The sequence below is a fragment of the Halopseudomonas litoralis genome (genome assembly GCF_900105005.1).
GTDB lineage: Bacteria > Pseudomonadota > Gammaproteobacteria > Pseudomonadales > Pseudomonadaceae > Halopseudomonas > Halopseudomonas litoralis.
Genome location: NZ_LT629748.1, coordinates 1,766,748 through 1,779,548 on the forward strand (window position 1 = coordinate 1,766,748; position 12,801 = coordinate 1,779,548).

At 58.1% G+C, this 12,801-nt stretch carries 11 protein-coding genes; 7 read left to right on the forward strand and 4 right to left on the reverse strand.

The features are described from left to right. Positions 1-13: 13 nt before the first annotated feature. Positions 14-2,422, reverse strand: coding sequence for a DNA translocase FtsK (locus BLU11_RS08575; RefSeq protein ID WP_090272955.1), 2,409 nt, complete (start codon positions 2,420-2,422; stop codon positions 14-16). Between the two features lie 177 nt (positions 2,423-2,599). On the opposite strand from BLU11_RS08575, the gene aat reads away from it, so the two are divergent. From aat to infA, 3 genes are all read left to right on the forward strand, one after another. Next, on the forward strand, positions 2,600-3,307 hold the full coding sequence (gene aat / locus BLU11_RS08580) for a leucyl/phenylalanyl-tRNA--protein transferase (RefSeq protein ID WP_090272956.1): 708 nt from the start codon (positions 2,600-2,602) through the stop codon (positions 3,305-3,307). A 51-nt stretch (positions 3,308-3,358) separates the two neighbouring features. Continuing rightward, positions 3,359-4,066 carry an arginyltransferase gene (locus BLU11_RS08585; protein WP_090272957.1) on the forward strand — a complete coding sequence of 236 codons (708 nt, stop codon included), beginning with the start codon at positions 3,359-3,361 and terminating at the stop codon, positions 4,064-4,066. 127 nt (positions 4,067-4,193) lie between these two features. Beyond that, entirely contained in the window at positions 4,194-4,412 is a 219-nt protein-coding gene (infA, locus tag BLU11_RS08590; RefSeq protein WP_036989719.1) for a translation initiation factor IF-1, read from the forward strand. Positions 4,413-4,559: 147 nt separating this feature from the next. On the opposite strand, the gene BLU11_RS08595 is transcribed toward infA, so the two are convergent. Next, complete coding sequence (locus BLU11_RS08595; RefSeq protein ID WP_090272958.1) at positions 4,560-5,768, reverse strand: acyl-CoA dehydrogenase; 1,209 nt, start codon at positions 5,766-5,768, stop codon at positions 4,560-4,562. A gap of 175 nt (positions 5,769-5,943) precedes the next feature. On the opposite strand from BLU11_RS08595, the gene BLU11_RS08600 reads away from it, so the two are divergent. Beyond that, positions 5,944-6,891: a LysR family transcriptional regulator gene (locus tag BLU11_RS08600; RefSeq protein ID WP_090272959.1), complete on the forward strand. Its 948-nt coding sequence runs from the start codon at positions 5,944-5,946 to the stop codon at positions 6,889-6,891. 16 nt (positions 6,892-6,907) lie between these two features. Here BLU11_RS08600 and BLU11_RS08605 read toward each other — a convergent pair whose 3' ends face one another. Both BLU11_RS08605 and miaE read right to left on the reverse strand, forming a co-directional pair. Continuing rightward, on the reverse strand, positions 6,908-7,759 hold the full coding sequence (locus tag BLU11_RS08605) for a substrate-binding periplasmic protein (protein WP_090272960.1): 852 nt from the start codon (positions 7,757-7,759) through the stop codon (positions 6,908-6,910). Between the two features lie 44 nt (positions 7,760-7,803). Continuing rightward, complete coding sequence (gene miaE, locus BLU11_RS08610; RefSeq protein ID WP_090272961.1) at positions 7,804-8,415, reverse strand: tRNA-(ms[2]io[6]A)-hydroxylase; 612 nt, start codon at positions 8,413-8,415, stop codon at positions 7,804-7,806. 167 nt (positions 8,416-8,582) lie between these two features. Between miaE and BLU11_RS08615 the strand changes: the two genes are divergently transcribed. The 3 genes from BLU11_RS08615 to BLU11_RS08625 all read left to right on the forward strand — a co-directional run bounded on the left by BLU11_RS08615 (position 8,583) and on the right by BLU11_RS08625 (position 12,698). Next, positions 8,583-9,443, forward strand: a complete 861-nt coding sequence (locus BLU11_RS08615) for a universal stress protein (RefSeq protein WP_090272962.1) — start codon at positions 8,583-8,585, stop codon at positions 9,441-9,443. A 301-nt stretch (positions 9,444-9,744) separates the two neighbouring features. Next, on the forward strand, positions 9,745-12,339 hold the full coding sequence (acnB, locus tag BLU11_RS08620) for a bifunctional aconitate hydratase 2/2-methylisocitrate dehydratase (protein ID WP_090276344.1): 2,595 nt from the start codon (positions 9,745-9,747) through the stop codon (positions 12,337-12,339). Positions 12,340-12,479: 140 nt separating this feature from the next. Further along, entirely contained in the window at positions 12,480-12,698 is a 219-nt protein-coding gene (locus tag BLU11_RS08625; protein WP_090276345.1) for a YgdI/YgdR family lipoprotein, read from the forward strand. Positions 12,699-12,801: the final 103 nt, after the last annotated feature.

Here is a 12,801-nt window from a genome sequence, read left to right on the forward strand (position 1 = left end):
CTCCACTGGGAGACTAGTCACGTACAGGAGGCGGCGCGATCACCTCGCGCGAGCCATTGGTATTCATCGATGTTACGACACCGGCCATTTCCATGGATTCAATCATGCGCGCGGCTCGGTTGTAACCTATCTTGAGCTTGCGCTGGACTGCGGAGATGGATGCCCGACGGCTTTCGGTGACGAAACGCACTGCCTCATCGTACAGCGCGTCTTCCTCTTCACCATCGCTGCCCATGCTGCCACCGTCAAAGCTTCCCGCGCCGCCGTCATCGGCACCGTCCAGAATGTCCTGGATGTAATCCGGCTCACCACGCAGTTTCCATTCATCCACCAAACGGTGCACCTCTTCATCGGAAACAAAGGCGCCGTGCACCCGCACCGGCAAACTGGTGCCCGGCGGCATGTAAAGCATGTCACCATGGCCGAGCAGTTGCTCGGCGCCGCCCTGATCGAGAATGGTTCGTGAATCTATCTTGCTGGATACCTGGAACGCCATGCGCGTAGGGATGTTGGCCTTGATCAGACCGGTGATCACATCCACCGATGGGCGCTGAGTCGCCAGGACCAGGTGAATACCGGCGGCACGGGCTTTCTGCGCGATACGGGCAATCAGCTCTTCGACCTTCTTGCCGACGATCATCATCATGTCGGCGAACTCATCAATCACCACCACGATCACCGGCAGAGTTTCCAGTTCCGGTGGCAGGTCATCCATGCTTTCCCGCCGGAACAGCGGATCGGTCAATGGCTCACCGGCCTTCTGGCCATCCTTGACCTTACGGTTGAAGCCGGCCAGGTTGCGCACGCCCAGGGCCGCCATCAGCTTGTAGCGGCGTTCCATCTCCGCCACGCACCAGCGCAGCGAATTGGCGGCTTCCTTCATGTCAGTTACCACCGGGCACAACAGGTGCGGAATGCCCTCGTAGATCGACAATTCCAGCATCTTCGGGTCGATCATGATCAAGCGCACTTCTTCCGGCTGCGATTTGAACAGGATGCTCAACAGCATGGCGTTGACCCCGACCGATTTACCCGAGCCGGTAGTACCGGCCACCAGCAGGTGCGGCATCTTGGCCAGATCGGCCAGCACCGGCTTGCCGCCGATATCATGCCCCAGCGCCAGGGTGACCGGCGACTGAGCCTCATCGAATTCGCGGGTCTGCAATACTTCCGACAACCGGACGATTTCGCGATCCTCGTTGGGAATCTCGATACCGACAGTGGTCTTGCCGGGAATGACCTCTACCACCCGCACACTGATCACGGCCAGCGAACGCGCCAGATCCTTGGCCAGGTTGGAGATCTTGCTGACCTTGACCCCGGGCGCGGGTTGTATTTCAAAACGGGTGATGACCGGGCCGGGCTGAACCTTCTCCACTTCAGCTTCGACGCCGAAGTCCTTGAGCTTGATTTCCAGCAGGCGAGACATGCCATCCAGCGACTCAGGTGAGAAACCCTTGCTGATCTTGCTCGGCGGGTCGAGCAGCGCGATGGGCGGCAGCGAGCCAGGCACTACCGGCTCAAAGCTCAACGGCGCCTGTCGCTCCTTCTGAGTACGGGTGCTGGACTGCACGGGTTTGGTGTCCAGCGGCTCGATTATCGGTGGTTGGCGCTTTTCCTGTGCAGCAACGTGCTTGGTCAGGGCTTCATGGCGCTGGCTTCGTGAAGCCTCGGCCTGGCGTTTTTCTTCCGTGGCGACACTCGGCTCACGCCGCGCCGCCGGTTCCGAACGTACTGCGGTAACGCGGCTATCCGCTCTGCGCGCACGCCATCCCGCCCAGCCCTGCTTGAACAGGTCGAGCAGATCCAGGGTGATCCGACCGGCAAGGTCCATCACCTTGAACCAGGACAGATTGGTGAACACGGTCAGACCGAACAGGAAAAGCGTCAGGAAAATCAGCGTGCTGCCCTGCATGTTCAATACCGGATAGGCCATTTCGCGCAATAGCTGACCCAAGGCTCCACCCGCTCCTGCCCCTTCCGGGAAGCCGTCCGGCGCAGCCCCATGCAGCGCAGCCAATGCCGTGCCGGCCAGTAGCGTGAGTACAAAACCGATCAATCGCCAGGAGAACAACCAGCCATTCCAGACGAATGGCTGGTGCCGCCGACGGAACATCTGCCATACCTTGACGGCCACAATCAGAGGGAACAGGTAAGCCAGATAGCCCAGCATGAACAACAGCACATCGGCGACCCAGGCACCCATGCGTCCGCCAGCGTTCTGCACGGCCAGCTCACCGCTGCTGCGGGTCCAGCCGGGATCGCCGACGTCGTGCGTAAACAGCGCCATGCATAGGTACAGGCAAAGCGCGATCATGCCCAGCAGCGCCCCTTCGCGCAGGCGCAGACTGAGTTGCTCTTGCCAGGCAAAGTGCTGGCCTTTGTGAGATCGGGTATCCTTCAACGCTCTGGCTTCCGTCATGATTCAGCTGCCTATTGTACAGGTTCTGCAAAGATCAGTTGAATTGACCTGTAAAGATGGGTTGCGTTCCTCCAGTTATGGGAACTATCTTTATTAGAGACAATAACTTAACGCTGCTTCTTGATAAACCTTTTAACAGATCCATTGATCTGAAATGAGAACCGAACAGGATTTGGAATGACCGAACTGAGGTGGCTGGATTCGGATAGCCTGGACTTTCCCCCATCCAACGAAGCGCTGACCAACCCCAATGGCTTGCTGGCGGTGGGAGGCGATTTGACTCCCGCCCGACTGGTGGCTGCCTACCGGCGCGGGATTTTTCCCTGGTACGAGCAAGGGCAACCGTTGCTCTGGTGGTCTCCCGACCCGCGAACGGTATTGCTTCCCTCTTCGCTCCATATCTCGCGCAGCATGGGTAAATTTCTGCGCCAGACCCGCTACACCGTCACCTTCGACCGCGACTTTGCCGCGGTGATCAGCGCCTGCGCCGAGCCGCGCGATTATACCGACGCCACCTGGATCACCGCCGACATGCAGCAGGCCTACATGCAACTGCACCAATGGCAGGTGGCTCACTCGGTCGAGGTCTGGGACGGCGACGAACTGATCGGTGGGCTTTATGGGGTTGCGCTGGGCAAGGTGTTCTTCGGCGAATCCATGTTCAGCCGTCGCAGCAACGCCTCGAAAACCGGTTTCATCGCACTGGTTCTTCATCTTCAGGAGCGCGGCTGCGAGCTGATTGACTGCCAGATGCCGACCGACCATCTGCACAGCCTCGGCGCCAGCACCCTATCCAGAAAAGACTTTGTCGCCGCATTGGGCGAGCTCTGCAATGAACAGGTTCCGACCTGCTGGCAGGCAATGCCAAGGCAGACAGAAAATTGATGCTGCCGACGCAGCTTCTATACTGGGAAAGCACTTTCCAGAGCGACCCCCATGACTGATCTGGCGCACCTGAAATTCTATGCAACGCAGCCACACCCCTGCAGCTACCTGCCTGACCAGCAGGCGGTAACGCTGTTTCTCGACCCGCATCAAGCCATTGATCTGACTACCTACGGCAAACTCTCCGAACTGGGCTTTCGCCGCAGCGGCGAGCACCTCTACCGCCCGCATTGCGCCCAATGCGGAGCCTGCATCCCTGCGCGTATTCCGGCAATCGACTTCACGCCGAACAAGCAACAGAAACGCATTCTGAAACGCAACAGTGATCTGCAGGTACGCACTATCGAGCCGGTGATGAATGATGAAATCTACCAGCTGTATGCCCGCTACATAACCGCACGCCACAGCGACGGCGACATGTATCCACCGAGCCGAGAACAGTTTCGCTCGTTTTTGGTGAGCGAGGACAGCTTCTGCGAGTTCAGCGAATTTCGCGCGGGTGAGCGCCTGCTGGCTGTCGCGGTCACCGACCGCCTGCACAACGGGCTGTCCGCCGTATACACCTTCTTCGATCCAGACGAAACCCGTCGCAGCCTGGGCCGTTACGCTATCCTGTGGCAGGTGGAACAGGCTCGGCAGGCGAATCTACCGGCGGTCTATCTCGGATACTGGATCAGGAACTGCCAGAAGATGAGCTACAAAACCGAGTATCGCCCATTGGAAATGCTGGTCAACCAACGCTGGATCCGCGTTACCTGACCAGGCCCGGGTAAAAATACCAGTCATAACTTGGCTGTTGCCGGCTTTTAAGGCACAATTGTTCACCTTTTTTGCGAGCCCTCATCCCGACGGCCCGCTTTGTAACAGATTGAGAGGCCTTTGCTTAATGGCGAAAGAAGACAGTATTGAAATGGAAGGCACCATCGTGGACACCCTGCCCAACACCATGTTCCGTGTTGAGTTGGAAAACGGCCACGTAGTGACTGCCCACATTTCAGGCAAGATGCGCAAAAACTACATTCGCATCCTGACCGGTGACAAGGTGCGCGTTGAATTGACGCCCTACGACCTGACCAAAGGCCGTATCACCTACCGCGCCCGTTAATTCCCGGACGCCCATCCGCAACGCCCCGGCTTTTTCTGTCAGGGGCGCCGGTTGATCCAGCACAATCCCCCAGCAGCATCCCTGAACGCAAAAACCGTGTGCAAACACGGCGGTCTGCACACGGCTGTCTAGGGAAGGACGACTGAATCAGCGCGTCATATAACGGCCCAGTTCGATCTTGCCGATTGATGCGCGATGCACTTCATCCGGACCGTCCGCCAGTCGCAGCGTGCGCTGCATGGCATACATGTGTGCCAGTGGCGTATCCTCCGACACCCCCGCACCACCATGCATCTGGATTGCCCGGTCGATCACTCGCAGAGCCACGTTGGGCGCCGCCACCTTGATCTGTGCGATCTCGCTCTTGGCAATCTTGTTACCGACGGTATCCATCATGTAGGCAGCGTTCAGCGTCAGCAGGCGCGCCTGGTTGATTTCGATACGTGACTCAGCGATCAGATCGATATTACCGCCCAGCTGAGCCAGGCGACGACCGAAGGCTTCACGCTCCACCGAACGCCGACACATCAACTCCAGCGCACGCTCTGCCGCACCAATAGAGCGCATGCAGTGGTGAATACGGCCCGGCCCGAGGCGCCCTTGAGCAATCTCGAATCCTCTGCCCTCACCCAGCAGCACATTACTGTAAGGTACGCGGACATTTTCCAGCAGCACTTCGGCGTGACCGTGAGGAGCGTCGTCATAACCGAAAACCGGCAGCGGGCGCAGTACCTTCAGGCCCGGTGCATCCATCGGCACCAAAATCATCGAGTGCTGCTGATGGCGCGGCGCATCAGGATTGGTCAATCCCATGAAGATCATTACCTTGCAGCGCGGATCGCAGGCACCGGAGGTCCACCACTTGCGGCCATTGATGACCCACTCATCCCCTTCACGACGGGCGTTGGCCTGCATGTTGGTCGCGTCGGAAGAAGCCACACCCGGCTCGGTCATGCCGAAACAAGAGCGAATCTCGCCGGCCAACAGGGGCTCGAGCCATTGTTTCTTGTGTTCGTCGCTGCCGTAACGCACCAGCACCTCCATATTGCCAGTGTCCGGCGCGCTGCAGTTGAAGGCCTCCGACGCCAGGCCGGAACGCCCCATCAGCTCGGCCAGCGGTGCGTACTCCAGGTTGGTCAGTCCGGCGCCCAGTTCAGACTCAGGCAGAAAGAGGTTCCACAAATCAGCGGCCCGCGCCTTCTCTTTCAGCTCTTCGACAATCGCCGTTGGCTGCCAGCGGTCACCCTCATTGATCTGCCGATGGAAAGTTGCTTCCGCTGGAAATACGTGCTCCTGCATGAAAGCATCAACCCGCTCACGCAGCTGTTTGACCTTGGGAGAGTATCCGAAATCCATATTTGAACACCTTTTCTGATTTTGTTGTGCTTATGTATCTGAGGTACAAAAAAGGTAGATGAGACAAACAGATTTATCTAATCTATTTTCGGCGTGTATAAAGATTCATAAGTTATATATACTCGACCTCGCCTATAAGAGCCTATAAACGAGCCAGATGAAGGATGATGTTGCGATGAACCTCAGTAAAGTAGACCTGAACCTGTTCATTGTGTTCGACGCTATCTATACCGAAGCAAACCTGACCCGCGCCGGACAGATTGTCGGTATTACCCAGCCAGCAGTGAGCAATGCTCTGGCCAGACTGCGCGATACCTTCAATGACCCACTGTTCGTTCGCACCGCCCAGGGCATGGTACCTACGCCGATGGCGCAGAACATCATTACCCCGGTGCGCCACGCCCTGCAGCTATTGCGCGTTTCCGTACAGGAAAGTCGCAGCTTCAACCCCGACCAGGCGAACAAGACCTACCGCATCAGCATGACCGACCTCACCGAGGCCGTGATCCTGCCGCACCTCGCCGCTCGTATCCGGCGCCTGGCACCGAGCATCAATATCGACAGTTTCCTTACCCGCCGCCGGGAAACCACCAAGGAGCTGGCCGCTGGCCGCTTGGACTTTGCCATAGATGCGCCATTGAATACCGACACTCAGGTGCGCCACGTCAAGCTGTTCGAAGACCGCTATGTATGCATCATGCGCAGAGGGCACCCACTGGCAGGAAAAGACAAAATCACGCTGGATGACTATCTGGCGCAATCGCATATTCACATCTCCAGCCGCCGCAACGGCCTGGGTCACGTGGATCTGGCACTCGGCAAGATGGGTATTCAGCGCCGCGTGGTGCTGCGCTCACAGCACTACCAGATGGCACCCCTGGTACTGGAGTCGACGGACATGGTCATGACCGTCAGCGAACGCTTTGCTCTGCGCCATAATCTGCACTGGGTGAAGCTGCCGATCGATGATATTCCGCCGATCCAGACTCATCTGTTCTGGCACGAAAGCACCGATCAGGACCCCGCCAACCGCTGGATGCGCGAGCAGATCATTGAGCTGTCACAACAGCTCGAACGGAAAATGAACAAGGAAAGAGAAGCATCCGCCCAGATTGAAGGCTGATCGTCAACCTCAACCTCTATTCCAGCGCCGGTTCCTCCTGCGATATCGGCGCGAACTGGTCATTCCAGATGTCGCGGTATTTTTCCACCAACCTGCGCGGCTCGCCCTGTCTGACCATCCGGTGCATCCCTTGCGCCAGGGCAGCGCGCAGTGCCGGAGAATTGCAGGCCGAGTTATGAGATACGGTGTAATACAGCGGCTCGTTGATCAACGAACCTTCGAGCACGTCCAACTGCTCAAGAATATTCATCTGCGCAGCCAGCGCCAGGCCCTGATGCCGTTCATAGACAACGTAATCGGTGCGGTCGCGCAGCAGCAGCTCAAATGATTGCTCGATGGAAGGGACAGTATTGATATCGAGGTGGTCGGCGGCATAGGTATCGAAGGCCGCGCCAAAGCTGTTGCTGACCAACGAACTGCCACGCTTGCCGCGCAAGTCATCCCACCCGCTATAGGGAAACGCCTTGCCGCGCTTGACGAAGATGACGCTCGGCACCTCCATGTAGGGCGGATAGACATAATCCATCTCGGCCAGGCGACCCGGCGTCAGAAAAGCGCCGGCAAGCATATCCACCCGACCACTGCGCACTTCTTCCTGGGCTCGGGCCCAAGGGCCGACATTCAGCACATCGACGTGGATACCGCTACCTTCAAGGGCGTTTTCCAGCAGCTCCACTGCCGCGCCGACCAGGCGCTTGGAATCATCGGGATCGACCCAGAGCACAGGCGGGTACTGCGCATTGCCGGTGACGACGATGCGCTCACAGACTCCGCCGGCAGCCAGGCTCGGACTACTGACTCCGAGCAGCGCCAATACAAGCGCTGCCGACAGACATACTCTGCTTTTGAATCCTGTGCGCACCCTCATCGACCATCCTCAATCATGTCATCTGCCCGCAGTATAGCGACAGATCAGGCGGCCGAATCAATCGCACCACTGTGAAAGCGGAATTCCACATCATTTTCAATGATGGCCTGGGCTTCTACCTCGGCAAAAAAGGCAATCCGCTCATCGATCGACTCATCCGCATAATCGCGAGCAAGCTTGAGGTAATCCTGATAATGCCGGGCCTCGGACTTGAGCAGTGATTTGTAGAGCTCACCCAGCTCGGCATCCAGATGCGGTGCCAGTTTGGCGAAGCGCTCGCAGGAACGCGCCTCGATGAAAGCGCCGACGATCAGCGTATCCACCAGCCGTCCCGGCTCCACCGTGCGTACGTGCTGGCGCAGCCGTTGAGCGTAATGACTGGCGGACAGCCCTCGATAGACTATCCCGCGCTTGCCCATCAATGCGATCACCTGCTCAAAGTGACGAAGCTCCTCTCGCGCCAGACGCGACATCTTCTGCAGCAGGTCCGGCTTGTCGATATAGCGGAACATGAGATTCAATGCCGTGGAAGCCGCCTTCTTTTCACAGTTGGCATGGTCAATCAGCAATTCTTCGGGATACTGCAGCGCCTGTTGCACCCAGGTATCGGGAGTAGCGCGCCGCAGGAAAGCGAGCAATTCGTCGGGGAGTGTCATATGTTCACGCAGTCAGATTGATCAACTGGCCATTATACGGATATCCACCCACCTCTGTCAGACCTGCACAGGGAGGTTGACTCAGGTCAACGGCATAACGGCAAAAACCGTCTACATTGATAGATATGTAAGGCATAACACTGCTTTGTCTATAAAGGGAGAAGGTCATGCAAGCCATCAAACGCATACTGGTCGTGATCGACCCGACCAGCGAAGAGAGCGTCGCGCTGGTCCGTTCAAGACTGATTGCTGCCTTCATTGGCGCCGAGCTGCACCTGCTGGTTTGTGAAAACCGTCAGGATTACAAACCCGTGCTGGAAGAGCTCTGTGCAGGGCTGGAAGCGGCAGGCATCAAAGCAAGCTACACCCAGGCATGGCATTCCAACCTGACCGATACCATTGTGCGTACATTGACGGCAGAAGGCTGTGGCCTGGTTATCAAGCAGCACCTGCCGGACAACCCATTGAAAAGAGCCCTGTTGACGCCGGACGACTGGAAGCTGCTGCGCTACTGCCCAGCACCTGTGCTGCTGGCCAAGAACAGTGCTTCCTGGATGCATGGCGCCGTTCTGGCTGCTGTCGATCTGGGCAACCACGACGACCAGCACCATGTTCTGCATGACACCATCGTCAGCCATGCGGCGGATATCGTCGACATGATCAACGGCCAGATGCACCTGATCAGCGCGCATCCGGCCCCCATGCTTTCAGCCGCCAACCCGGTGTATCAGCTGCGTGAGAACATCGTCAGGATCTACGTCGACAAGGCCGCACGCTATCGTGATCAGTACAACATCAGCGAAGCCAATCTGCATATTGACGAAGGCCCCGCCGATACGCTGATTCCCAAGGTGGCCCAGGAGATCGGCGCCAGCGTGACGGTTATCGGCACCGTCGCCCGGACCGGCATCTCCGGAGCGCTTATCGGCAACACAGCGGAGGTGGTGCTGGACCAACTGAGCGGTGACGTTCTGGTGCTCAAACCGGATGACATGATCGCCCACCTGGAAGACCTGCTGGAGAAATGACCACGCACGGCCTGTCGAATACGGCGGGCCGCAATCAGTCATATCGCAGCGCCGTATGACCCGAGACCAAGGTCGCAATATCTCTCGCCTTAACTTTACCCGCCTCTTGCTGTAGAATTCTGCCCGCCGTAAGTGCTGTGTACAGGCGTTTGCCCGCAACCCGTATTCTGTTACCCCAGTACACCAGGTTGCCCCCCACCAGATCGGGCCTGCGCTTGCACCCATCCCTATTTTCGGCATCCTAGGTCCGTGAGGATGACCGTTCCGTCACAAACGGAACAGACTGATGAGGGTAATTATTGTGCTTGAAGCCTATCGCAAACACGTTGAAGAACGCGCCGCACAAGGCGTCGTGCCTCAGCCGCTTAATGCCGAACAAACCGCTGGTCTGGTTGATCTGCTGAAAAACCCGCCGGCCGGCGAAGAAGAATTCCTGCTTGATCTGCTCGCCAACCGTATTCCGGCGGGTGTGGATGAAGCTGCGTACGTCAAAGCTGCGTTCCTGTCTGCTGTCGCCAAAGGTGAAGCCACCTCCCCGCTGCTGAACAAGGTTCGTGCTGTCGAACTGCTGGGCACCATGCAGGGCGGCTACAACATTGCCACTCTGGTGGAGCTGCTGGACAACGAAGAACTGGCGGCCACCGCTGCCGAACAGCTCAAGCACACCCTGCTGATGTTCGACGCCTTCCACGACGTTGCCGAGCGCGCAAAAAATGGCAACCCGCATGCCAAAGCCGTTCTGCAGTCCTGGGCTGAGGGCGAGTGGTTCACCAACCGCCCAGCCGTTGAAGAAAAGATCAGCCTGACCGTATTCAAGGTACCTGGCGAAACCAACACCGACGACCTGTCTCCAGCTCCGGATGCCTGGTCGCGCCCCGACATCCCGCTGCACGCTCTGGCCATGCTGAAAATGGCCCGCGAAGGCATCGAGCCGGCCGAGCCCGGTGTGACCGGTCCGCTGCAGCAGATCGAAGCCATGAAAGCCAAGGGTCTGCCGGTTGCCTATGTCGGCGATGTGGTCGGTACCGGTTCCTCGCGCAAGTCCGCCACCAACTCGGTGCTGTGGTTCTTCGGTGACGACATCCCCAACGTGCCGAACAAGCGCGCCGGTGGTTTCTGCTTCGGCACCAAGATCGCCCCGATCTTCTACAACACCATGGAAGACGCTGGCGCCCTGCCGATCGAGTTCGACTGCAACGACCTGAACATGGGCGACGCCATCGACGTCTACCCGTACGAAGGCAAGGTCTGCAAGCACGGCACTGACGAAGTCATCACCACCTTCGAACTGAAGACTCAGGTGTTGCTCGACGAAGTACGCGCCGGTGGCCGTATTCCGCTGATCATCGGCCGTGGTCTGACCGAAAAGGCCCGTGCTGAACTGGGTCTCGGCGGTTCCGATCTGTTCCGCAAGCCTGAAGCGCCTGCCGAAAGCACCAAGGGTTTCACCCTGGCACAGAAGATGGTCGGCAAGGCCTGCGGCGTCGAAGGCGTTCGCCCTGGCACCTACTGCGAACCCAAGATGACCACCGTCGGTTCCCAGGACACCACTGGCCCGATGACCCGTGATGAGCTGAAAGACCTGGCTTGCCTGGGCTTCTCCGCTGATCTGGTCATGCAATCCTTCTGCCACACTGCGGCCTATCCGAAGCCGATCGACGTCAACACCCACCACACCCTGCCCGACTTCATCCACAACCGTGGTGGTGTTGCGCTGCGTCCTGGCGACGGCATCATCCACAGCTGGCTGAACCGTATGCTGCTGCCCGATACCGTCGGTACCGGTGGCGACTCGCACACCCGTTTCCCGATGGGCATTTCCTTCCCGGCCGGTTCCGGTCTGGTTGCCTTCGCCGCAGCTACCGGCGTCATGCCGCTGGACATGCCGGAGTCGGTACTGGTGCGCTTCAAGGGCAAAATGCAGCCCGGCATCACCCTGCGTGATCTGGTGCATGCGATCCCTTACTACGCGATTCAGAAAGGCCTGCTGACCGTTGAGAAAAAAGGCAAGAAGAACATCTTCTCCGGCCGTATTCTCGAAATCGAAGGTCTGAACGATCTGACTGTTGAACAGGCTTTCGAGCTGTCCGACGCCTCCGCCGAACGCTCCGCAGCTGGTTGCACCATCAAGCTGCCGGAAGATGTCATCGCCGAATACCTGAAGTCCAACATCACCCTGCTGCGCTGGATGATCGCTGAAGGCTATGATGACGCACGCACCCTGGAGCGCCGCGCTCAGGCCATGGAAGCCTGGCTGGCCAACCCGGAGCTGATGCAAGCTGACGCCGATGCCGAGTACTCGGAGATCATCGAAATCGATCTGGCTGAAATCAATGAGCCTATCCTGTGTGCGCCGAACGACCCTGACGACGCTCGTCTGCTGTCCGACGTTGTCGGTCGCAAGATCGACGAAGTCTTCATCGGTTCGTGCATGACCAACATCGGTCACTTCCGCGCCGCCGGTAAACTGCTGGAGAAGAACAAGGACGCTCTGCCGACACGTCTGTGGCTGGCTCCGCCGACCAAGATGGACCAGTGGATGCTCACCGAAGAAGGCTACTACGGCATCTACGGCAAGGCCGGTGCTCGCCTGGAAATGCCCGGCTGCTCGCTGTGCATGGGTAACCAGGCTCGCATCGCAGCCAAATCGACTGCCGTCTCCACCTCCACACGGAACTTCCCGAACCGTCTGGGTGATGGCGCCGACGTCTTCCTGGCCTCTGCTGAACTGGCCTCGGTTGCTGCCATCCTTGGCCGCCTGCCGAGCGTTGAGGAATACATGGACTACGCAGCGGATCTCAACAGCATGTCTGCCGAGGTCTACCGCTACATGAACTTCAACGAAATCGAGTCCTACCAGAAAGCAGCTGCAAGCATTCCGGTGACCGAAATCTGATTATCCGTAATCAGTGAAGAACCCCGCCTTGTGCGGGGTTTTTTATGCTCGGGGAAAACAACCGGAACCGGTCGGGCCTGATTCATGTCAAAAACGCTGTACTCGCACTGAAAGATGACGCAAACAAGAGGATTGAAGACATGAAGAAATGGTTAATCGCCGCGTTTTGCATCACCGGCATGTTTGCTCTGGTCGGCTGTTCCAATGATCACCTTATCCGCACCAGCGACGGACAGATCATCGAAGCAGACGAGAAGCCGGAAATCGATGATGATACCGGTATGATTGAATATGAGGATCACAGTGGGCGGGAAAACCAGATTCAACAGGAAGACGTGCGGGAGATCAAAGAACGTTAAGGGTGCCACACCCCTGCGGGCAGCCCCGCAGGGCGCACTTCCATCGCGTGCTCCGACGAATGAACATTTCCTCATTGGCGACAAGGTAAGCAACATGGCAAGA